Raw genomic sequence first — 21752 nt, forward strand, 5'->3', positions numbered from 1 at the left:
ATGCGCGGCATCATCCTCGCCGGTGGATCCGGCACGCGTCTCTGGCCGATCACCAAGGGCATCTCGAAGCAGCTGATGCCCATCTACGACAAGCCGATGATCTACTACCCGTTGTCCACGCTGATGATGGCGGGGATCGACGAGATCCTGATCATCACCACGCCGGAGTACAACGCACAGTTCATGGCGCTGCTGGGCGATGGATCCGACCTGGGCATCCGGCTCGAGTACGCCGTGCAGCCGTCGCCCGACGGCCTCGCGCAGGCGTTCATCATCGGCGAGGAGTTCATCGGCGACCAGTCGGTCGCGCTGGTGCTCGGCGACAACATCTTCCACGGCACCGGGCTCGGTTCCGCGCTGCGGAAGAACTCGGACATCGACGGAGCACTCATCTTCGCGTACCAGGTCAGCGATCCATCGGCGTACGGCGTCGTGGAGTTCGACGAGGACTTCACGGCGATCTCGATCGAGGAGAAGCCGGCCCGGCCCAAGAGCAACTACGCGGTGCCGGGACTCTACTTCTACGACAACGACGTGGTCGAGATCGCCAAGACGATCGAGCCGAGCGCCCGGGGCGAACTCGAGATCTCGACGATCAACGAACGCTACCTCGAGGCCGGGAAGCTCAGCGTCCAGGTGCTCGATCGGGGCACCGCCTGGCTGGACACCGGCACGTTCGAGTCGATGATGCAGGCGTCGGAGTACGTGCGCGTGATCGAGGATCGGCAGGGCTTCAAGATCGGCTGCATCGAGGAGATCGCCTGGCGCGCGGGCTGGATCGGGGACGCGAAGCTCGGGGAGATCGCCGATTCGCTGCAGAAGAGCGGGTACGGCTCCTACCTGCGCTCATTGCTCGTCGCCGGCGGCTGACGGCGGGACCGCCGCCGCGGCGGCTCAGTGACGGCTGAGCCGGAATCGGACGTCGAGGGCGATCCGCAGGGTCCAGCGCAACGGCGCGAGGTACCAGCCGCGGTACTTGCGCGCCAAGAAGCGATACGCGCTCGCATGGTGCGCGGCGAGCATGCGGGCGGACTGGGTGCTCGTGGAGTGTGCCCCGGCGTGCGTGACCTCGGCCGCGGGCTCGTAGATGTTCCGCCACCCGCCGCGGCCGAACCGGTACCCGAGGTCGACGTCCTCGAAGTACATGAAGTACCCCTCGTCGAACCCGCCGAGCTCCTCGAACACGCTCCGGCGCACGAGCACGCAGGCGCCCGAGAGCCACCCGGCGGACCGTACCCGGTCCGGATGGTCCTGTTCGGCCCGGTACGCCCGGGTCCAGGGGTTGGTCGGCCAGACACGTGTCAGCAGCGCATGGCCGATCCCGGTGCGGAGCGAGGGCACCAGCCGGGCGGACGGATAGGTCGTGCCGTCGGGGTTCAGCACGCGGGGACCCACGGCGGCGGCTCGGGGGTCCTGATCCATGCGCTCGACGAGCCGCGAGATGGCCCCCCGGTGCACGATGAGGTCGGGATTCGAGATCAGGACGTACTCGAACGATGGATCGAGCACCCGGACGGCCGCGTTGACCGCTCCGCCGTACCCCAGGTTCCGGTCCAGCTCGAGCAGCCTCGCCCCATGGGCCGAGCTGATGGCCCGCACGGACGCCAGGTCCTCCGAGCGATTGTCGGCGATGACGACGGTCGGGGGCTGCGATTCCGATTCCTCGATCGACTTCAGGAACGCGTCGAGAATCTTCTCGGAGTTGTACGTGACCGTCACCACGGCGGTGCGGGGGAGCGGATCGGGAATCATCAGCGACAAGCATAGGTCAGCCGGAGAGGCCCCCGGCGGCGCCCCCGGAACGGAGCCGGGAGGGTCCGGCTGATAGCATGGGAGCCCCTTCGTCGTGCCTTCGGCGACAGTGGGTCGAGACGAATGGGCAGTGGATTTGAGCGTTGACAACAGTCGTGCGCGGACGCGCGTCTTCCCGCGGATCGGCCGTGGAATCAGGAGATTCGTCCAGAAGGGGGCCAGGGCCTTCAGGCTGTTGCGCGACGAGGGTCCGCGTGCGTTCGCGTCTCGGTTGCTGCGCACCTCGAAGCTGCACCTCGTCCCCCATCGGCCGGTGATGCTCGTCGCCAACGACGATGCGCTCGACGTCGACTGGACCGTCGAGCCGGACTGGCGGCGGAACCCGATCGAGATCGACGAGCCGGAGCGGCTTCACATCGCCTGGATCATGTCGCCCCCCGGTCGCGAGAGCGGGGGGCACCAGAACCTCTTCCGTTTCATCAAGTTCGCCGAGAACGCCGGCCACACGTGCTCCGTGTACTTCTACAATGCGACGGGCATCCCCGTGAGCATTCCCGACGTGCGGGCCATGATCGCCGACGCCGACGCATACCCGGACGTCGACGCGAGCTTCCAGATGTGGGACAGGGAGACCGGCGTCGACCCGCGCGCCCAGGTGCTGTTCGCCACCGGCTGGGAGACGGCCTACCCGGCCTACCTCGACCGATCCCGCGCCCGCCGCCTCTACTTCGTGCAGGACTTCGAGCCGAGCTTCTATCCCGTGGGGTCCGAAGCGCTGCTCGCCGAGAACACCTATCGCTTCGGGTTCCGAGCCATCACGGCCGGCGGGTGGCTCTCCACTCGCCTGCACGACGAGTACGGCATGTGGACCCGGCACTTCGACTTCGCCGTCGACCGTTCCAAGTACCACGTGACGAACACCGGCCGTCGCGACGAGATCTTCTTCTACGCGCGTCCGGTGACCGCCAGGCGCGCGTTCGAGTTCGGGCTGCTGGCGCTCGAGGAGGTCGCCCGGCAACGGCCCGACATCACGATCAACCTCGCGGGCTGGAACGTCTCGAACTGGGTCATCCCGTTCCGGCACGAGAACCTCTCCAGCCTCGACATCTCCGAACTCAACGAGGTCTACAACCGATGCGGCGCCGCGCTGGTGCTCTCGCTCACGAACATGTCGCTGCTGCCGCTCGAACTGATCTCGAGCGGTGTCGCGCCGATCGTGAACGACGCGCCCAACAACCGTCTCGTGTCCGACAACCCCTACATCGAGTACGTCCCCCCTGTGCCCGCCGTGATCGCCAGGCGGATCATCGAGGTGCTCGAGCGCGAGGACGCGCCCGAGCGTTCGGCGGCGATGTCCGCGTCGCTCGCCGAGACGGACTGGTCGCACGCCGGAGCGCAGTTCCTCGCCGCGCTGCAGGAGGCCGTCCGTGCCTAGGGTCGCGGTCATCGGGGCGAACGGCTTCATCGGCTCCCACCTCGTCGACGCGCTCGCCGAGGCCGGTCACGAGGTCACCGCGTTCGACCGGTTCAGCATGGGGCACGCGACCTTCACGACGGATCGCGCCAGGATCCTGCAGGGCGAGTTCCTCAGCCGCGCCGACCTGGACGCCGCGGTCGCCGGCCAGGACTACGTCTTCCACTTCCTGTCCACGACGTCGCCCGCGACGGCGGAGAGCGATCCGACGCTCGACATCCGCACGAACGTGGCGCAGACCGTCGAACTGCTCGAATCATGCGCGGCCGCGGGCGTGGCGCGCATGTACTTCGCCTCGACGGGTGGGGCGATCTACGGGGACCAGGGCAAGCAGGAGTACTCGGAGACCGACCGCGCGCTCCCGGTCTCGCCGTACGCGATCGGCAAGCTGGCGATCGAGCACTACCTCCGGTACTTCAAGGCCAGGCACGGGCTCGCATCGACGAGCCTGCGAATCTCGAATCCGTACGGCACCCGCCAGCACCCGGGACGCAAGCAGGGGCTGATCCCGATCGCGCTCCGGCAGATCGTCCTCGGCGAGCCGGTCGTCCGCCTCGGCGACGGGTCCATGGTGCGCGACTACATCTACGTCGAGGACCTGGTGCGCTCGATCGTGCCGATCGTCGGACTCGAGACGGAGTTCGACCTGTACAACATCGGCAGCGGCGCCGGATACTCCGTCACGGAGGTCCTCGAGACGCTCGCACGTGTCGCGGACCGCCCGGTGCGGATCGTCGAGCGGGAGGTGCCGCCGACCTTCGTCCAGCGTGTGATCCTGGACACGACCAGATTCCGGTCGGAGTTCGGGATTCCGCAGTTGACCAGCCTCGAAGAGGGCGCACGCCGAACGCTGAAGGAGATCGAGGCGGAACATGACCACGGCTGAACCCCTCGCCACGGTGGCCATCCTCACCTGGAACGGCGAGGAGTACCTCCGGCGCATCCTGCAGCAGCTGCGCGTCCAGGAACTCGACGACGACTTCGAAGTGCTCGTCATCGACTCCGGATCGACCGACGGCACGTTGGACATCGTGCGCGAGTTCCCCGAGGTGAGGCTGCATGAGATCCCGAACTCGGAGTTCGGTCACGGGAAGACGAGGAACCTCGCCGCGCAGCTCGCCCGGGGCCGCTTCGTCGCGTACCTGACCCACGACGCCGTGCCGGCGCACGCACGATGGCTCGCGGAGCTGCTCGAGCCGTTCCGGATCGACGACTCGATCGTGGCCGTGATGGGCAAGCAGGTGCCCAGGGCCGGCTGCTTCCCGCTCCTGAAGTACGAGATCAACGGCGTCTTCGCCGGGTTCGGACCGGACTTCGGGACGACCGTCTTCTCGGGCGGACCGTTCATCCAGGACGACGGCGTCCTGGGTGCGGTCGGCTTCTACTCCGACGTGAACTCGGCCGCCCGCCGAGACTTCCTGCTCGAGGTGATCCCCTATCGCGACGTCCGGTACGCCGAAGACCAGTTGTTCGGTCGGGACGTGATCCAGGCCGGGTACCGCAAGGCGTACGCACCGCGTGCGGTGGTCGAGCACTCGAACGACCTCGACCTGGCCGAGTACGGTCGCCGGATCTTCGACGAGACGGTCGGCCTCCGGCAGATCGGTCTCGCCATCCCGCCGATGTCGCGGAGGGGCCGCCTGCGCCTCACGCTCCGCGGCATCGCCGGTGACACCCTCCGCATCGTGCGCGATCGGGACTTCTCGTGGCGCCGGAAGCTGTACTGGCTCGTCGTCAACCCGGCGTTCCAGGTGCGGAAGTGGCGCAGCTACCGGAAGGCGACCCTGATCGACGTCGACGATACCGCCGCCGTCGACGCCGGTTCGCTCGAGCATGCCAGGCGCACCGCTCGATGACCGTTCGACGAGGTCGAGCGACGTCCCGTCCGCCCGGCCATGGAGGTGAGCGTCGGCCATGCCGCATGTCCTGACCATCGGCGCCTACGAGCGCGACAACTTCGGTGACATCCTGTTCTACCGGCTGACGGCCGACTACCTCGCCGAGGCCGGCTTCGACGTCACCGCCGGCTCGATCCTCACCGCCGACCTGCCCGGCGCGGAGCCCGTCAGGGTGCGACCGTGGCACGAACTCCTCGACGAGCGGACCTGGGACGCCGTCTGGGTCGTCGGCGGCGAGATCGGCGGCGTCGACGTCCTGGGTGCGCTCGGGATGTCGCTGCCCGAACACGAGCGGAAGATCTTCGCCGAGGCCAGCGCGCCCGGCCGAGCCTTCGTCGCCCGGTTCCTCGGTCAGGCGGATCCGCACGCGATGGCCTACCTGCCGGAGCTCATGGACTACCCGCTCAACCGGGACACGCCGCTCGTCGCGAACTCGATCGGCGTCTCGAGGCTCGGCATCCTCGACGACGCGAACGCCAGGGATCGCTCGTCGCGCGCACTGCTCGCCGCACGCCGCGTGTCGGTGCGCGACGATGACTCGAAGTCCGTGATCGAGTCGTTCGGCGGCAACGCCGAACTCGCTCCCGACATGGTGCACGCGATCGCGGGCCGCCCGGGATACGGCCGCAACGAGCTCTCCGTCGAACGGGAGGTGCCCTTCGCGCTGGTGCAGGTGAACACGGAGCTCGTGCGGAAGTTCGGCGTCGACGCCTTCGCGTCGGCGATCGCCCGGCTCTCCGCAGACCTCAACCTCGACATCGTCCTCTTCGCGGCAGGCACCGCGTACGCGCACGACAGCTTCGCCGACTACGTGCGCATCGCCTCGGCGGCGCGCGGACGCACCGGGCGCCGAGTCGAGATCCTGACCACGCGCGACACCTCGACGCTCGTGGCGCACATCGCGCACGCGACCCTGTGGGTCGGCTCGTCGCTGCACGGACGGATCATCTCCAGTTCCTACGGCGTGCCGCGCGTCTCACTGGAGAACGACAAGGTGTCGCGTTACGCGGGGGCCTGGGACCCGGACTCGCCTCACGGCGTGACGCCGGATGACATGCTTGAGGCGTCTGCGCGCGCGATCGCGCTCGCAGCGGATCCCGAGGAGCACTCCCGGTCGCGCTCGCTGCGCGAGCGGGCCGACCGGTCGACGATGACCATGATTGGAGCACTTGGCTGATGGACATCGAGGTGATCGGCGACACGGCACGTGTCGCCGAGACGCAGCGCGGCATCCTGTTCGAGCTCATCGAGTTCTACGAGACGGAAGCGCGTCGGCGTGAATCCGAGCTCCTGGTGCTGGAGGATTCGGCTGCGCGCTTGACCGCCGAGCGCGACTCGCTCGCCGCAGCCAGTGCGCAGTACGCCGCGCAACTCGAGCGCATCCGATCGATCCCGGCGATTCGCATCGCGCGCCGCGTGCGACGAGGGCTTCGCGCGCTCACCGGACGCTGACGAGGCAGGTCGCGCGCCCCGCGGCGCTGCACCGACTCAGGCCGAGGAGCCGCCCGACACCGCGAACCTCGTGTCGAAGCGCACGAGTCCGACGCCCGACGGATCGTCCTCGATGAAGAACGACGCGGCCGGACGACGACGGTCGAGCGGCCGCCCATCGGGTGCGACGAGCCCGACGTTGACGAGGAACTGGCCCCCACCGAACGCGTTGCGCGGCAGCTCGAACCGGGCCGAGTAGGTTCCGGCTTCGCGCGGCAGCTCGACGCCGAGGCCTTCGGTGTTCACGCGGTACACGGGCTGCCCGAGCGGCGTCTCGATCGCGATCCCCGCGATCCACCCGGCCGGTGCCGACGAGACCGTGAAGTCGATGTCGACGGTGAGATCGCTCGCGGACGCGATCACGCCGTTCGGGAGGAGCCGATCGGACCGGACGTCGACCCGATCGATCGTCACGCCCTCGTCTGCGGTCGGGGCATCCTGGCGCTCGAGCCGCGCCTCCCGGTCGGCGTCGAAACCGGCCCGGAGCACGCGAAGCCCTTCGGCGGTGTCCCCGTCGTGGACGACGCCGCCGTGGTTCAGCACGACGACCCGATCGCAGAGGCTCCCGACCTGGTCCGCCGAGTGGCTCACGAAGACGATCGTGCGCCCCTCCTGCTGGAAGTCCGAGATCTTCTCGAGGCACTTGCGCTGGAACGGCTCGTCGCCGACCGCGAGGACCTCGTCGACCAGCAACAGGTCGGGATCCACGTGCACGGCCACCGCGAACGCGAGTCGTACGTACATGCCCGAGCTGTAGAACTTCACCTGCGTGTCGATGAACTCCTCGATGCCCGAGAAGTCGACGATCGCATCGAAGTACCGGTCGGTCTCCTTCCGGCTCAGTCCGAGGATCGCGGCGTTGAGGTAGACGTTCTCGCGACCGGTCAGGTCGGCATGGAAGCCCGCGCCGAGTTCGAGGAGGGCTGCGAGCCGACCGCGGCGGCGGACCGTGCCTGAGGTCGGCTCGATGATCCCGCCGATGACCTTGAGGAGCGTGCTCTTGCCCGACCCGTTGTGCCCGACCAAGCCGACGGTCGAGCCGGCGGAGACCTGGAGGTCGACGTCGCGGAGCGCCCAGAAGTCGTCGCGGTGGCGGCGCGAACGCCGGAGGTTGACGATCCGCTCCTTCACGGACTTGTCCTTGTGCAGGATGAAGCGCTTGGAGACGCCGGAGACGTCGATAATGGCGGGGGGAGTGGTCATCCGTTCACAGCTCCTGCGCGAAGTTGCCCTGCAGGCGCGAGAACACGCGCTGCCCGACCCAGAGGAGCACCACGCCCACGCCCAGGGCGATCCAGAGTCGGAGATCGAGATCCGGCGGCCAGTTCGTCGCGTCCGACACCGTGCTGCCGGCGAGCCAGAGGGCCTCCTGCATGCCCATGACGGCGAGGGTGACCGGGTTGGAGAGGTAGAGCGCCTCGATCCACGTCCCGCCGACGGCCTCGTTGACGAACGAGTACGAGTAGACGATCGGCGAGGCCCAGAACAGCACGACGAGTGCGACCTCGACGAGGTGCTGGATGTCGCGCAGGTAGACGTTGACCGCTGAGAGGATGAGCCCGAGGCCGGTGCCGAAGACGAGGATCACCGCGATCGACGGGATCACCATCGCCAGGGCGGGGTGCCAGGGGAACTCGCGGAACACGATCGTCGCCACGAGGAGGATGCCCATCTGGATCCCGAAGTTGATGAGCGCGCCGCCGACGCTCGCCAGCGGGAAGATCTCGCGGGGGAAGTACACCTTCTTGACCAGGCCGCTGTTGTTGATGATCGACGTCGTGCTCGCGGAGACGATCTCGGTGAACAGGGTCCACGCCGTGAGGCCGACGAAGACGAAGATCGCGAAGCTCGGGATCTGCCGGGCGAGGCCGAGGATGCCGCCGATGGCGAAGTAGTAGATCAGCAGCTGCGTCAAGGGTCGGACGAGGCTCCACACGACGCCGAGCGAGCTGTCCTTGTATCGCGCCTTGAGCTCGCGGCCGACGAGCATCCCGATCAGCTCGCGGTGCGCGAACACCTCGCGGATCGACCCCCACGTCCCACGCACGAGGCTTCCGCTCTCGCTGCCGACCTTCGCCATCGGTTCCTGTGCGATGCGGAGGAATCGCGAGTTCGCGGCATGGTCCGTCATGTGGAGCTTTCGGTCGGGGTGGGCCCACGGATGCCGCGGTGGAGGGCGCGGCGATGGGGGCGTCAGGCAGATGCCAGACATCGATCACGTAGGATCCTAATACTGCGCGCTGGCAGATCGCGCACTTCCCCCCTTCCCTGGAGCACGCGTGCTGAACACCCTGAAGAACTTCGCCAAGGACCTCTTGGCGATCACCTGGATCCGTCGGGCCTACGAGTTCGTCAACCGGATCTTCCTCGAGACGTTCGGATCGAGTCGGATCCTGTCCTACTTCTTCTTCATCGTCGCCTTCCTGCCCTTCAATCGCGAGCAGGCGGCGACGCTCCGTGGTCGGCGCGACTACTACCGCAACAAGAACCGCGAACGCCTCTCGCACGTCGAGCTGCGACGCAACGTCCATCGCATCGAGAAGGGGATCATCATGCGGCCGCGCCGCGAGATCTTCGCGAAGGACTACATCACCGAGACCATCGAGTTCTACGAGAACGCGGCTCGCCAGTGCCTCGTGGACCCGACCTCGATCGAGCGCAGCGAGCTGGACTGGGCGCACAACGTCCTCGCCGAGTACTTCCGCGTGAGCACGGGATCGCACCCGGCCGTCGACGCCGCACGCGAGCGGTTCCACGCGGTCTCGTACGACCCGGTGCTCGTGGGCACCGTCCCGTACGTGAAGTCGAACACCTCCACGGTGAACTACGACGAGCTGATGGAGCTGGCCCGCCAGCGCCGGTCCGTCCGGTGGTTCGACGGCCGGCCCGTCCCGCGCGAGCTCATCGACGACGCGCTTCTCGTCGCCCGACAGGCGCCGACCGCCTGCAACCGGCTGCCGTACGAGTTCCGGGTGTTCGACGACCCCGAGATGGTCAAGACCGTCGCCGGGCTCCCGTTCGGTGCGGCCGGCTACGCGCACAACATCCCGACCATCGTGGTCGTCGTCGGGAAGCTCGAGAGCTACTTCAGCCCGCGCGACCGGCACGCGATCTACGTCGACTCCTCGCTTGCGGCGATGTCGTTCATGTTCGCCCTCGAGACGCTCGGGCTCAGCTCGAGCGTGATCAACTGGCCCGACTTCGAGCCGCTCGAGGCGAAGATGCAGCGGACGCTCGGACTGGGCCTGCCCGACCGCGTCGTCATGCTCATCGCGGTCGGATACGCGCACCCCGAGGGGCTCGTGCCGTTCTCGCAGAAGAAGGAGCTCGACACGTTCCGCTCCTTCAACGTCCTGCCCTAGCCCGTGGCGAAACTTCCGCCTGGCGCCCGCAGAGCGCTGCGCTACTCGATCACGGCCATCGTCGTGATCGTGGTCGGCGTGCTCTTCGCGCGCGCCCTGAGCGCGAACTGGGAGGAGTTCGTCGCGCAGGACCTGGAGTTCGACTGGCTCTGGGTGATCGCGGTGCTGTTGTTCGCGGTCGCGGTTCCGCTCTCCGGCCTGCTCTGGGGACAGATCGTCAATCGGCTGAGCCACGGGCACCGCGTCACCCCGCGCGAGGCGATGGCGGTGCAGTGCGCCTCCTGGCTCCTGAAGTACGTGCCCGGACAGGTCGGCGCGGTCGTGAACAAGGTCGCGTGGGGGAGTGCCCGAGGCCTCAGCCGGACCCTCATCGTCATCACGTTCATCTACGAGAATGTCTTCCTCCAGATCGCCTCGATCGTGCCCAGCGCAGTGATCATCCTCCTGGCCCTCGGTTCCGACGTGTTCGCCGAGAACCCGGTGACGCTGCTGCTCCCGCTGCTCATGCTGGTCCCCCTCGTGGCGGTGCTCGTGCCCGACGTGTTCCATCGGGTGCTCTCCCTGGCCACGCGGCGCGTGCTCAAGCAGGACCTCCCGCAGGAGTACTTCCTCCCGACGCGCACGACCCTCGGCTACCTGGTCGAGTTCCTCGGCCCGAGGATCCTGAACGGCGCGGGCTTCGTCGTGATCGCGGTCTCGATCGCGCAGCCGCCGCCGTCGCAATGGCTCCTGTTCGGCGCCGCATACGTGCTCGCCGGCGCGATCGGGATCCTCGCCGTGTTCGTCCCGAGCGGACTCGGCGTGCGTGAAGCCGTGATCTTCGCCGTCCTCGTCGCCGCGGGCGTGCCGGCGGCGACGGCCGCAGTCCTCTCGATCCTCTCCCGACTCCTCAGCACGATCGCCGACGGCGCGGTCGCCCTCCTCTACGTCGCACTCCGAGTGCCCGGACCCAAGGACACCCCATCATCATGAACGCACCCCACGTCACCGTCATCGGCTCCGCCCTCTCGGGCAACAAGGGGGCCTCTGCCATGCTCGAGAGCTCCATCCAGACGCTCGGCGAACGGATCCCCGGTGTCCGCTTCACGCTGCTCAGCATGTACCCGGGCGAGGATCGCGCCCAGAACCACTACCCGAACCTCGAGATCGTGGATGCGACCCCGCGCAAGCTGGGCGTGACCATCAACTCCCTCGCGCTGCTCTACCGCATCCTGCCGCCGGTGCGCGGCACGATCCGGCGCCGGTCCAAGGCGATCCGCGCTCTCGTCGAGTCCGAGGTGCTGCTCGATCAGGGCGGGATCACGTTCACCGACGGTCGCGAGAAGTTCCTGCTCTACAACGTGGCGTCGATCCTGCCTGCGATCAACGTGAAGACGCCGGTCTTCAAGTGCGCGCAGGCCGTGGGTCCCTTCCGGAATCCGATCAATCGGGCCGTCTCGAAGATCTTCCTCCCGAAGGCCTCGACGCTCGTGACGCGCGGGCGGATCACGCACGGATACGCCGAGGGGCTCGGCCTGACCAACCTGTACGCGGGGGCGGACTACGCGTTCTCGCTGGAGCTGGACGGCACAGAGGAGGCCGCGGCCGGGGCGCTCTTCGATCTCTCGTTCTTCGACGACGGCGAGGTCGTCGGCCTCAGCCCGAGCGTCGTCCTCCAGAAGAAGGTCGACGCTCGCGATGGCGACTACGTCGGGCAGATGGTGGCGTTCATCGAGCACGTCGTCCGGAGCGGACGGAAGGTGCTGCTCGTGCCGCACAGCGTCCGGACGGGCACCGACAAGACCCACAACAACGACCTGCCGCTGTGCCGGGAGATCTTCGCGCGGTTGGGTGACGAACGTTCGTCGGTGCTCTTCCTCGACCGGGAGCTGCCCTCGCAGGTGCTCCGCTACCTGATCGGACGCTGCGACCTGTTCGTGGCGAGCCGCTTCCATGCGATGGTCTCCTCGCTCGCCATGGCGGTCCCGACCCTGGTGATCGGCTGGAGCCACAAGTACCGAGAGGTGCTGGAGATGTTCGAGCTCGAGGACTGGGCCTTCGGGCACGACCGGCTCGAGCCCGGCTACCTCGTCGATCGGTTCGAGGCCCTGGCGGATGCCAGGAGCGACGTGCAGGGACGACTGGTGGCGCACCTTCCCGAGGTCCGAGCGCGTTCCGTCGCCCAGGCGGACCTGATCGCGCAGGTCGTCGTGCCCGGCTGGAAGCCGGCGACGCAGTCGGAGGGCGACGCCTAGGGCTCCTCGCTCGACGCGGCCGCGGACCCCGCGGCCGCGGACCGCCCCGCCGCGGAACGGACGGAGCATCGAGGGCCCACGAACACGCCGGTCAGGCGCTCGACGCGGCCTTCGCACCGTCCGGCACCGAGGGTGCAGGTGCGCCGGCATCGCCGGAACCGTCCGACCCGATCGATCCCGTCGTCTCGGATTCCCGCTGCAGGGCGGCGGAGAATGTGAAGCCGAGCGCGACGATGCCGCCGACCGCGGTGGCGATGAACACCACGAGCAACCACGGCGGCAACCCGTTCGCGCCGATCAGTTGGGCCGCCGCGATCACGAGGTCGTCCGACGGCCCCCGCTTCGGCCAGATCGTGGAGCCGTACTCGACGAACGACGTCATGTTCGTCGCGGCGAGGGCGGCCGTCATCACGGGCACCAGCACGGCGGCGGCGCGACCCGCGACCGCGATTCCGCCGGCGAGGATGATCGCGATCGTGATCGTCGCGGGGAGGAAGTACCGCCAGTTGTACGCGCCGTATCCGGTCGAGTGGCTCAGCTGGAGTGCGTACGAGCCGAGGAGGTGGGCGGCGAGCAGCCCGATGATCGCCCAGGTCCGGAGTTCCAGGCGCCACCGTCGGCGCACGAGCACGATCACCGCCGCCACGAGCGAGACGGCGGCTCCGAACGTGAAGATCACCACCGAGGCCTGCGTCGCCAGGTGCGCCATCTCGGCCGACCCCCGTCCGACGAGGCCGCGGGGCACGATCGTGTAGAAGTCCGGATCGAGGAGGTTCGACAGCAGCGTGCGGTTCGACCTGGTCCCGACCGGCGACTTCGGAGTGGATCGGTACCAGTCGCCGCTCAGGGCGAGGTTGCGGAGGTAGAACCATCCCCACACGGCGAACGGCACGACGAACACGAGGACCGCCGCGCCGACCGCACGGAGGTACCCGCTGCCCCGACGAAGGCCGGTGCCCATGAGGATCGCGGTCGCCACGGCGACCGTGCAGAGTCCCAGCGTGAGGATGAACGTGGCCTTCGCGCCCATTCCGAGCGCGCAGACCGCGACGAGCGCGATGAGCCACGGCCACGTGACGCGCGAGACGAGCATCCGGCATGCGATGGCGATCGCCGTCATCGACAGCACGGTCACGAGCAGGTCGTTGTAGATCTCGGCCGAGAACCGCAGGTAGCCGAAGGTGAACGCGCCGACCGCGGGCAGCGCGATCGCCAGCGCGACGCGACGGCGGCCGCCGATGGTCCACCCGGCCCAGCTCAGGACCCCGACGCCGGCGAGCCCGACCAGCACGTTGAGCGTGCGGACGATCGCCACGCCGATCCGCCAGTGCTCGACGTCGAGCAGGGGACCGGCCACCGCGACCGCGAGCGCGTAGAAGAGGGGCGGGTGCGCCGACGCGTACTGCCGTCCCTCCACCCGGTTCGCCCCGAACGACGTTCCGGTCGGCGCGAACACATGGCCGAACGGCTGCGGGAGCTGTCCGGACGCGAGCTGCACCATGTAGTCGAGGTGATCGTACGCGTCGGCCGTCCCCTCCCAGGGCAGCGTGGCGATCGCGAAGCCCGCGACGGCGAGGTACGTGACCGCGATGACCACGAGTGATGGCACGACGACGGCGTACGGGTGGGCGCGCCAGCGGCGGAGTGGGCTGACACGCGACATGGGAGTCAATCGTAGCCAGCGGTGGTCCGCTCCCCACAATCGCGAAACTCCGGGGCGCGTGGCCGGGGCGCGGGCGCGCGCTCCGTAGGGTGGAGCGGCATGGACGGGGGGTGGTGACGTGATCGAGTCGCGGGTCGCCCGGTGGAGGCACGAGGACGTGTCGGGGTCGGGCCGTCGTCGGGTCGGCACGGTGTTCGCGGTCGCCGCCGTCATCGTTGGGGCACTGCTGGGCTCCGGGCTGACCGGTCCCGAGCCCGACGCGCTCGCCGCGGACGCCAGGGACTTCGATGCGGGCAACCTGATCAGCGACGCCCTCTTCTTCGACGGGCAGTCGATGGACTCCAGCGGGATCCAGTCCTTCCTGCTCTCCAAGGTCCCGACCTGTCGCAGCGACTACGCCTGCCTCACGACCTACCGGCAGACCACTCCGACGATGCCGGCCGACCTGTACTGCGGGAGGTACGTCGGCGAGAGCAACGAGAGTGCGGCCCGGATCATCTCCAAGGTCGGCCGCGCGTGCGGGATCAGCCAGAAGTCCCTGCTCGTCCTCCTCGAGAAGGAGCAGAGCCTCGTCACCTCCGCTTCGCCCACCCGGACCCGGTTCGAGAAGGCCACCGGCATGGGGTGCCCGGACACCGCCGCGTGCAGTTCCGCGTACGCCGGGTTCTTCTACCAGGTGTACTACGGGGCTCGGCAGTTCCAGATCTACAAGGCGAATCCGGGCTCCTTCAACCATCGGGCCGGCCAGACGAACAGCGTCCGCTACCACCCGAACTCGGCCTGCGGGACCAAGCAGGTGTACATCGCGAACCAGGCGACCGCCGGCCTCTACAACTACACTCCGTACACGCCCGACGCCGCCGCGCTCGCGAACCTCTACGGCTCGGGTGGCGCTTGCAGTTCCTACGGCAACCGCAACTTCTGGCGCATCCACACCGACTGGTTCGGGCTCCCGAACGGCGGGGCGAATCTCGTTCGGACGGAGGCCGACGCCACCGTCTACCTCATCTCGGGAGGCTCGAAGTACTCCATCACGAACTCGCGGATGCTCGCCGCGTACCGCGGCTTCGGGTCGGTCGGATACGTCTCCGGTTCGAAGCTCGACTCCTACGACGCCGCCGGTCCGGCGAGTCTGGTCGTCCGCAGTCCGAGCGGAGGGATCTACCTCCTGGACGGCGACACGATCCATCCGATGTCGAGTTGCACGGTCGTCGCCTACTACGGCGGCTCCTGCAGCGGTGGGTACACGCAGCTCACCGACGCCCAGGTCGCGCTGTTCCGTCGTGGCGAGACCGTGCGCACCTACCTCTCTGACCGGTCGGGCTACCGCTGGGTCATCCGCGACGGTGCCAAGCGCGAGGTGCTCGACGACCGGTCGCTCGCCGATGCATCCATCTCGGGGACGTTCGTGACGCTGCGATCGTCGTACACCCTGCCGGCGATCCGGACCGGCGTGCCGATCGTGCGCGACTCCGTCTACATCCGGAAGCGGGGGAGCTCGGACTACTGGTTCTACGCCGACGATGCGGTGCGGACGATCGGCTCGTACACGGCGTCGCAGCTGGGGGTCTCCGCGCGGGTCGCGGGGTCGCTCGCCGCGACCAGCGCGGCGCGGCTGCCGTCGTCATCCGAGCGATTCGACGGCGTCGTGTCGCTGGACGGGGCGGTCAAGGTCGTCAGCACGGCTGGTCGAGTCGGGTGGGGACCGTCCGCAGTCCCGACCGCGCAGACCCCGGTGCCGGTGACGGAGGACTTCCTCTCGGGGTACGTGTCGACCCGCACGGTGGTCGATGACGGTGACATGGTGGCTCCGCTGAACTCGTCGAGCCGCTACCTCGTCACCGGGGACGCCGTGCGCAGGCTCACCAGCGCCGAGGCGGTCTCCTCCGTCTACCCGGGGCGGACGGTCCCCGAGCCTGCGCCCGTGCCGACCATCCTCGTGAAGACCTCGGCGGGCGGCCCCGTGTACCCCGTCGGTGCGCTCGTGAGCATCGACGGCAGCCGCTCGGTGCACCTCCTGAACGGCGTCGACGAGCGGATCCGCATCCCATCGATGGCGATCACCAGGGACGCCGGCATCGCCGGGGTCCTGCGCTTGTCATCGGAGGACGCGCTTCGCGGCTACGAGGCGGCACCTGCGACGCTCACGTGGGGCCTGCGATGCGGTGGCGCGATCGCCTTCCCGGCTGGCGGTCGCCTGCATCGGATCCCCTCGGCGCTCGTCGCGGACTACGCGCTGCAGCCCACGGAACTGGATCCGCTGCTCTGCGCCCAGCTCGACTTCGGGGACGACGCGACGCGGTTCATCCGGGTGGGTTCCCGGAGCATCTACCTCATCGAGGACGGCGAGCGGCGCCAGGTGATGTCGCTCGCGCGGTGGCGCGAGATCTCCGCGGGGTCGGGATTCGTCGACGTCTCGGACGCCTTCGCCGCCCAGTTCCCGATCGGTCCGGCCGCCTGACCCCTGCGTGGGCGGACGCGGATCAGGGCGCGCTCGGAACGGTGGCCCGGCGACCGGGCAGCAGCTCGCGACCTGCGAGCAGGATCGCTCCCGCGCAGGCGATCGCGGCGGCGGCGGCGATCGCCGCGGTCGGGACCGACCCGATCGGCGACACGCCCAGCCAGGTGAGCACGTTGCCGAACGTGAACTTGAGGTGCGACGCCCCGTAGAAGCCGGCCAAGGCGATGATCAGGCCGTGGACCGTCATCAGCACCCCGAGTGCGAGGACGCCGATGCCGACGCCGCGCCGGGCGCGGGGGCTGCGGACGTACTCCATCCATGCGAGTGCGCTGGCAGCGACCAGGACCACGATGCAGGCGAAGAAGTAGCGCCCCTGGACGCCGACGATCATCTGGGTTCGCGTGTACACGCCCCACGTGCCGTACACGAGCAGGAGGATCGTGCCGATGGGCTGCGCGACGAGGATCAGGTTCACCCGGCGGAGCGCTGCCGTCCGGAACCCGTAGACGACGAGCACGGCGAGGCTGATCACGGACAGGATGTCGACGAGCGGCGACGCGATCGGGAACTCGAGGGCGCCGACCTTCCCCCAGAACGTGAGGGTGAAGCCGTCCCACAGGTGCACGAGGTAGTCGTACGCGTTCGGCCCCTGACCGGGCGGCCACGGGTTGTCGGGCCGGACGGAGCGCGTCGCGCTCGGCTGAATGGCGCCGAACCGGAGCACGTTCAGCGGCCACCAGAACATGCCGAACGCCGTCGCGGTCGCGAGCGGCCAGACCGTCTGCCAGATCCGGGCGGGCCAGCGCGGCGGGTGGCCCCGGCCGAACAGCAGGGCGAACAGGACCAGGGCCGCCGCGGGGAGCCCGGTCCCCTTGGTGAACGTGGTGAGGCCCAGCGCCACGCCGAGTCCGAGGAGGACCTGCCATCGCCGGTCGCCGGTGATGACCCGGATGGAGAGCCAGCCGACGACGGCGGCGAGCAGCGTCAGGAGCGCGTCGTTGGTGACCGCCGAGTTGATCTGCTGGAACTGCGGGATCGCGAACGGCGTCGCGGCGGCGACGAGGCCGGCCGCGTTCGAGCGCGTGATCCGTCGGATGCTCACGAAGAGCAGGGGAACGATCGGCGTCACGAGCAGCACGTCGAACAGTCGGAGGGCGAGCAGCGCGTGGTCCCATCGCAGTGCGTCGCCGCCGATCGCGGCCAGGAAGCCTCCCGCGACCGCGTAGTAGAGCGGAGGATGCTGGGTCATCCAGTCCAGCCGGTCCGTGAGTCCGGGGTCGGCCTCGCGAAGTTCTCCGAGCGTCGAACGCTCGGGTGCGGCGGTCGTCCGTTCCTGGAACGCCCCCCAGACGGCGCCGCTCATCCGGGCGTCCCCCGGATCCGGCCAGGCGGGTGCCGTGGCCATGCGTTCCGCGCTCGAGAAGTGCGAGACCTCGTCGGGGCCGCGGAAGGCGGGCGTGATCGTCGCCCACACCGACAGCAGCAGTCCGAAGGCGACCGTGAGGGCGATCACGGCCACGCGCATCCGCGTGGAGACCTGGGGCAGCGACGTCATCTTCAGTCGCCGTACCGGCGCAGCTTCAGGTAGTCGAGCGTCTCCTCCGCGAGCGTGCGGTTGATCCGGGTCAGGTCCGCCACTACGCCGATCACGAACGACAGGAGCGATCCGATCAGCAGGAGGCTGCCGAGCAGGAGCGACTGGATGTGGTCGCCGGGCGTCTCCTGGGCGATGAGCACGAGGTACCTGACGAACGGGATCAACCCCGCGACGCCGAGGAGGGCGCCGAGCCAGGCGAAGAGCGCGAACGGCCGGTACATCACGTAGGCGCGCACGATGGCCGTGCCCGACTGGAACATGTGCTCCCAGATGTTGCTGAACAGCCGCGATTCGCGCGTCTTCGGGTTCGTCGTGACCGGGATGCTGGTGATGGCGAGGCGCTTGTAGCCCGCCTGGATGATCGTCTCCATCGTGTAGCTGAATCGAGTGACGACGTTCAGCCGGATGAGCGAGTACTTCGAGTAGGCGCGGAATCCGCTCGGTGCGTCGGGGATGTCCGTGCCCGCGGCCTTGTTCACCACCCAGCTGCCGAAGCGCTGCATCAGCTTCTTGAACGGCGAGAAGTGGGCGACGGTCGCCGTCTGGCGATCGGCGACCACGATCTCCGCCTCGCCGTCGATGATGGGGCGCACGAGGTCGGCGATCCGCTCCTGCGGGTACTGGTTGTCCCCGTCGGTGTTGACGACGATGTCGGCGCCGTGGAGGAGCGCGTAGTCGACGCCGTCGCGGAACGAACGCGCGAGGCCCATGTTGCGCGTGTGACGGACGAAGTGCGTCACGCCGTGGGCCTTGGCCACCTCGATGGTCCGGTCGGTAGAACCGTCGTCGATGATGAGGATCTCGATCTCATCTACTCCCGGGATCTCCTTCGGGATCGACTCGAGCACGAGCGGGAGCGTCTCCTCTTCGTTGAGGCAGGGGATCTGGATGAAGAGTTTCACGGGGTCCTCGGAATCGGGGGAGCGACAAGCGGACAGCATCGACCGCTGCGGCTGTCCCGAGAAGATATCGTAAAGGATCCGCGACGCCGGCTCGGGCCGGGGCCGCGCGACGCCGACGCCGTCCGGCCGCCGTGGGCCCCGCGGCTGCCGTATGCGATGCCGGTCGAGGTCCCCGGGCCGGCGGAGGGAGGACCACCCCGTGCGATCTGGTGCGCAGCGGTACCGCTGGGACGTGTTCGGAGCGGCGTTCCTCACCGTGTTCTCGCTCGCGACTTTGTGGGCCTTCGCCGGTCCGGTGTTCGCGGTGCCCGACGAGAACGCCCACGTCGCGAACGCGGTCGCACAGGTTCGGGGGCAGCTCTTCGGCGAGCAGGTCGAGGGCGAGAAGCATCCCGTCGTCCGACTGCCCGAGGAGTTCCGGTTCCCCGCGACCTCGACGTGCTTCGCATTCCATCCCGAACGCTCTGCGGGCTGCGCCGCGGAGCTCGGTGCGGGGAACGACCGGTTCGGAACCTGGGTCGATGCCTACAATCCGGCGTACTACGCGCTGGTCGGGTGGCCGAGCCTGCTGGTCGGTGGCGAGGCCGGCCTGTACTCGATGCGCGTGACGAGTGCGATGCTCTGCGCCGTGCTCATCGCGGCGGCGTTCCAACTCGCCGTCGTCGGCAGGCCGCGGGCGTGGCTTCCGATGGCCGTCGGCTTCGCGGCCGCCCCGATGAACGTGTTCCTCATGGGCTCGGTGAACCCGAACGGCGTCGAGATCGCCGCGGGGGTCGCGCTCTGGGTGGCCGCACTGCGCCTGCTGGAGTCCAACGCGGCCGAGGACCCCGACGGCCACGCTGAACGGCCGTCGGGGTGGTACCTCTGGCTCGTGGCGACGATCTCGGCCGCACTGCTCGCGAACGCTCGGGCGCTCGGGCCGCTCTGGGTCGCGGTGATCCTCCTGCTCGCCGTGCTCGTCGTGGGATGGAGCAGCCTCCGCGGACTGCTCACGACCCGCGCGAGCGTTCCATGGATCGTGGCCATCGCGCTCGCCTGCGGGTTCTCGGTCGCGTGGACCCTCGGCGGCGGAAGCCTCTCCGGTCAGGCCTCCGAGGGCGACGCGCCACTCGTCGGCGGCTCGTTCCTGGCCGGTGCGGCGTACATGATCCGCCACCTCCCCGACTTCCTGGTCGGTGCGGTCGGAATCTTCGGCTGGCTCGACACGATCCTGCCGATCTGGGTCTACTGGCTGCCCGTCGTCGCGGCGGGGACCGTCCTGGTCCTCTCCGTCACGGCGACGCGTCGGCGGTCGACCACGCTGGTGCTGCTCGTCGCCGCCTCCTCGGTGGTCGTCCCGACCCTCGTCCAGGCTCGGTCGGTGGCCCAGACCGGGATCATCTGGCAGGGCAGGTACGGGCTCGTCCTCCTCCTCGGCGTGCTGATCGTGGCCGGATGGGTGCTCTCGGGTCGCAGCGCCCGCCGCGTGCTGCACGTGGTGGATCGGATGTCGTGGGTGGTCGCGGCGCTCGTCGCGTCGTTCGGAGTGCTGGCCTTCGCCTTCGTGCTCTACCGGTACATGGTCGGGACCGAGGGTGCGCTGAGTGAGATGTGGCGGTCGCCCGGCTGGGAGCCTCCGGTCGCGTGGTGGGTCCTCATCGCGTCGTACGTGGTCGCGTCGGCCGCGCTGACGGCGCTCGTCGGCATGACGACCCGGTCCGTCGTCCGACGCAGCGGACTCGTGACGGAGGTCGCGGCGCGGTGACCGGAACCCGCATCGCCATCGCGTACGACTGCCTGTTCCCGGTGAACACGGGCGGGGGAGAGCGCGTCTACCGGAGGATGGCGGAGCTGCTCGTCGGCCGCGGCGGCGAGGTCACGTACGTCACGCGCGGACAGTGGCCCGCGGACGATCCCCCGCACGCGTCGTTCGACATCGCCTCGGTCTGGCGAGGCCCGATCTACGACGGTCTCGGCGTCCGGACCACCTCCAGCGCGGTCGCGTTCGCCGTCGGGCTCTTCCGGTACTTCGTCCGCCGACGCGGTCGGTACGACCTCGTGATCGTGGCGGCCCTGCCCGTCCTCAACGTCTTCGCGGTCCGTCTCGCGCTCCTCGGCACCCCCGTGGTCATCGCCGTCGACTGGCTCGAGGTGTGGCCGGCGCGCAAGTGGCGCGACTACGCCGGCCGGTTCACGGGGAGCATCGCCGCCGTCCTGCAGTGGCTCGCCGTGCGCGTGGGCTCGATCCAGACCGTCAACAGCGAGTTCACGCGGCGCCGGCTCCGGATGGCGCGTCGCGACGCGGACCCGGTGGTGCTGGGGCTGCTCGATCTCGCGGGCCCGGTTCGCGACGGTGCCGGCCGCGACCGGCGTTCGAGCGACGACGCTCCGTACGTCCTCTTCGTCGGCCGCCACATCGCGGACAAGCGACTGTCGGCGCTTCCGCCGGCATTGGGCGTCGCCCGTCGGACGGTCCCGGGCCTGCGAGCGCGGGTGGTCGGGACGGGACCGGAGACCGGGGCCGCACGGGACGCGGCCGTCGAGCACGGCGTCGCCGACGCGGTCGAGTTCCTCGGGCGCGTGGACGACGACGAACTCGACGCCCTCTCGGCCGGCGCCGCCGCCCTGGTCAACCCATCGGCGCGCGAGGGGTTCGGGCTGGTGGTCGTCGAGGCGGCAGCGCAGGGCACTCCGTCGGTGGTGGTGGCCGGCGAGGACAACGCGGCCGCCGAACTGGTCGCACCGGGCGTCAACGGCGAGATCGCGGAGGACGCATCCGCGGACGCCCTCGGCCGCGCGATCGTCCGGGTCGTCCTGAGCGGCGACCGGATGCGGAGATCGACGGCGGACTGGTTCGCCGCCGAGCGCGAGCGCCGGAACCTCGGCGCATCGGTCGACGAGATCCTCGAGCGCATGGAGCGGCTGCGTCGGTGAATCGC

The 21752-nt window shown here is 69.1% G+C and carries 18 protein-coding genes; 12 read left to right on the forward strand and 6 right to left on the reverse strand.

Features of this window, described 5'->3' with window-relative positions:
- Nucleotides 1-870 (forward strand): glucose-1-phosphate thymidylyltransferase RfbA, encoded by an 870-nt coding sequence (rfbA, locus tag ABME02_RS10995; protein ID WP_353815364.1) that lies wholly within the window; start codon nucleotides 1-3, stop codon nucleotides 868-870.
- A 24-nt stretch (nucleotides 871-894) separates the two neighbouring features.
- Here the strand turns inward: rfbA and ABME02_RS11000 are convergent, their stop codons facing one another.
- Nucleotides 895-1752: a glycosyltransferase family 2 protein gene (locus ABME02_RS11000; RefSeq protein WP_353815365.1), complete on the reverse strand. Its 858-nt coding sequence runs from the start codon at nucleotides 1750-1752 to the stop codon at nucleotides 895-897.
- 271 nt (nucleotides 1753-2023) lie between these two features.
- Between ABME02_RS11000 and ABME02_RS11005 the strand changes: the two genes are divergently transcribed.
- The 5 genes from ABME02_RS11005 to ABME02_RS11025 are packed head-to-tail and all read left to right on the forward strand — an operon-like array spanning nucleotide 2024 to nucleotide 6576.
- On the forward strand, nucleotides 2024-3187 hold the full coding sequence (locus ABME02_RS11005; protein ID WP_353815366.1) for a rhamnosyltransferase WsaF family glycosyltransferase: 1164 nt from the start codon (nucleotides 2024-2026) through the stop codon (nucleotides 3185-3187).
- Entirely contained in the window at nucleotides 3180-4112 is a 933-nt protein-coding gene (locus tag ABME02_RS11010; protein ID WP_353815367.1) for an NAD-dependent epimerase/dehydratase family protein, read from the forward strand. The genes ABME02_RS11005 and ABME02_RS11010 overlap by 8 nt, the downstream gene beginning before the upstream one ends.
- Complete coding sequence (locus ABME02_RS11015) at nucleotides 4099-5082, forward strand: glycosyltransferase family 2 protein (RefSeq protein WP_353815368.1); 984 nt, start codon at nucleotides 4099-4101, stop codon at nucleotides 5080-5082. Before ABME02_RS11010 ends, ABME02_RS11015 begins: the two co-directional genes overlap by 14 nt.
- Before the next feature lie 58 nt (nucleotides 5083-5140).
- Nucleotides 5141-6301 (forward strand): polysaccharide pyruvyl transferase family protein, encoded by a 1161-nt coding sequence (locus tag ABME02_RS11020; RefSeq protein WP_353815369.1) that lies wholly within the window; start codon nucleotides 5141-5143, stop codon nucleotides 6299-6301.
- Nucleotides 6301-6576, forward strand: a complete 276-nt coding sequence (locus ABME02_RS11025) for a hypothetical protein (RefSeq protein WP_353815370.1) — start codon at nucleotides 6301-6303, stop codon at nucleotides 6574-6576. Before ABME02_RS11020 ends, ABME02_RS11025 begins: the two co-directional genes overlap by 1 nt.
- A 36-nt stretch (nucleotides 6577-6612) precedes the next feature.
- On the opposite strand, the gene ABME02_RS11030 is transcribed toward ABME02_RS11025, so the two are convergent.
- Both ABME02_RS11030 and ABME02_RS11035 read right to left on the reverse strand, forming a co-directional pair.
- Nucleotides 6613-7818: an ABC transporter ATP-binding protein gene (locus tag ABME02_RS11030; protein ID WP_353815371.1), complete on the reverse strand. Its 1206-nt coding sequence runs from the start codon at nucleotides 7816-7818 to the stop codon at nucleotides 6613-6615.
- A 4-nt stretch (nucleotides 7819-7822) separates the two neighbouring features.
- Nucleotides 7823-8746 carry an ABC transporter permease gene (locus tag ABME02_RS11035; protein ID WP_353815372.1) on the reverse strand — a complete coding sequence of 308 codons (924 nt, stop codon included), beginning with the start codon at nucleotides 8744-8746 and terminating at the stop codon, nucleotides 7823-7825.
- Nucleotides 8747-8894: 148 nt separating this feature from the next.
- Between ABME02_RS11035 and ABME02_RS11040 the strand changes: the two genes are divergently transcribed.
- The 3 genes from ABME02_RS11040 to ABME02_RS11050 are packed head-to-tail and all read left to right on the forward strand — an operon-like array spanning nucleotide 8895 to nucleotide 12211.
- Complete coding sequence (locus ABME02_RS11040; RefSeq protein ID WP_353815373.1) at nucleotides 8895-9977, forward strand: nitroreductase family protein; 1083 nt, start codon at nucleotides 8895-8897, stop codon at nucleotides 9975-9977.
- Between the two features lie 3 nt (nucleotides 9978-9980).
- Entirely contained in the window at nucleotides 9981-10949 is a 969-nt protein-coding gene (locus ABME02_RS11045) for a lysylphosphatidylglycerol synthase domain-containing protein (protein WP_353815375.1), read from the forward strand.
- The gene (locus ABME02_RS11050; protein ID WP_353815376.1) at nucleotides 10946-12211 is read left to right on the forward strand and encodes a polysaccharide pyruvyl transferase family protein; all 1266 of its coding nucleotides are present in this window, start codon (nucleotides 10946-10948) and stop codon (nucleotides 12209-12211) included. Before ABME02_RS11045 ends, ABME02_RS11050 begins: the two co-directional genes overlap by 4 nt.
- A 91-nt stretch (nucleotides 12212-12302) precedes the next feature.
- On the opposite strand, the gene ABME02_RS11055 is transcribed toward ABME02_RS11050, so the two are convergent.
- Nucleotides 12303-13874, reverse strand: coding sequence for a hypothetical protein (locus ABME02_RS11055; RefSeq protein WP_353815377.1), 1572 nt, complete (start codon nucleotides 13872-13874; stop codon nucleotides 12303-12305).
- A 118-nt stretch (nucleotides 13875-13992) separates the two neighbouring features.
- Between ABME02_RS11055 and ABME02_RS11060 the strand changes: the two genes are divergently transcribed.
- Entirely contained in the window at nucleotides 13993-16335 is a 2343-nt protein-coding gene (locus ABME02_RS11060; RefSeq protein ID WP_353815378.1) for a hypothetical protein, read from the forward strand.
- A gap of 22 nt (nucleotides 16336-16357) precedes the next feature.
- Here ABME02_RS11060 and ABME02_RS11065 read toward each other — a convergent pair whose 3' ends face one another.
- Nucleotides 16358-17890: a DUF2142 domain-containing protein gene (locus ABME02_RS11065; RefSeq protein WP_353815379.1), complete on the reverse strand. Its 1533-nt coding sequence runs from the start codon at nucleotides 17888-17890 to the stop codon at nucleotides 16358-16360.
- A 2-nt stretch (nucleotides 17891-17892) separates the two neighbouring features.
- Nucleotides 17893-18834: a glycosyltransferase family 2 protein gene (locus ABME02_RS11070; RefSeq protein WP_353815380.1), complete on the reverse strand. Its 942-nt coding sequence runs from the start codon at nucleotides 18832-18834 to the stop codon at nucleotides 17893-17895.
- Nucleotides 18835-19033: 199 nt separating this feature from the next.
- On the opposite strand from ABME02_RS11070, the gene ABME02_RS11075 reads away from it, so the two are divergent.
- Both ABME02_RS11075 and ABME02_RS11080 read left to right on the forward strand, forming a co-directional pair.
- Nucleotides 19034-20578, forward strand: a complete 1545-nt coding sequence (locus ABME02_RS11075; RefSeq protein ID WP_353815381.1) for a DUF2142 domain-containing protein — start codon at nucleotides 19034-19036, stop codon at nucleotides 20576-20578.
- The gene (locus tag ABME02_RS11080) at nucleotides 20575-21747 is read left to right on the forward strand and encodes a glycosyltransferase family 4 protein (RefSeq protein WP_353815382.1); all 1173 of its coding nucleotides are present in this window, start codon (nucleotides 20575-20577) and stop codon (nucleotides 21745-21747) included. Before ABME02_RS11075 ends, ABME02_RS11080 begins: the two co-directional genes overlap by 4 nt.
- Nucleotides 21748-21752: the final 5 nt, after the last annotated feature.

The sequence above is a fragment of the Agromyces zhanjiangensis genome (assembly GCF_040496055.1).
GTDB classification, from domain to species: Bacteria; Actinomycetota; Actinomycetes; order Actinomycetales; family Microbacteriaceae; genus Agromyces; species Agromyces zhanjiangensis.

Excerpts from the sequence above, each read along its gene's own strand:
- rfbA (WP_353815364.1), top strand. The coding sequence starts at position 1 with ATGCGCGGCATCATCCTCGCCGGTGGATCCGGCACGCGTCTCTGGCCG.
- ABME02_RS11000 (WP_353815365.1), bottom strand. The coding sequence starts at position 1,752 with ATGATTCCCGATCCGCTCCCCCGCACCGCCGTGGTGACGGTCACGTAC.
- ABME02_RS11015 (WP_353815368.1), top strand. The coding sequence starts at position 4,099 with ATGACCACGGCTGAACCCCTCGCCACGGTGGCCATCCTCACCTGGAAC.
- ABME02_RS11020 (WP_353815369.1), top strand. The coding sequence starts at position 5,141 with ATGCCGCATGTCCTGACCATCGGCGCCTACGAGCGCGACAACTTCGGT.
- ABME02_RS11025 (WP_353815370.1), top strand. The coding sequence starts at position 6,301 with ATGGACATCGAGGTGATCGGCGACACGGCACGTGTCGCCGAGACGCAG.
- ABME02_RS11030 (WP_353815371.1), bottom strand. The coding sequence starts at position 7,818 with ATGACCACTCCCCCCGCCATTATCGACGTCTCCGGCGTCTCCAAGCGC.
- ABME02_RS11035 (WP_353815372.1), bottom strand. The coding sequence starts at position 8,746 with ATGACGGACCATGCCGCGAACTCGCGATTCCTCCGCATCGCACAGGAA.
- ABME02_RS11050 (WP_353815376.1), top strand. The coding sequence starts at position 10,946 with ATGAACGCACCCCACGTCACCGTCATCGGCTCCGCCCTCTCGGGCAAC.
- ABME02_RS11055 (WP_353815377.1), bottom strand. The coding sequence starts at position 13,874 with ATGTCGCGTGTCAGCCCACTCCGCCGCTGGCGCGCCCACCCGTACGCC.
- ABME02_RS11065 (WP_353815379.1), bottom strand. The coding sequence starts at position 17,890 with ATGACGTCGCTGCCCCAGGTCTCCACGCGGATGCGCGTGGCCGTGATC.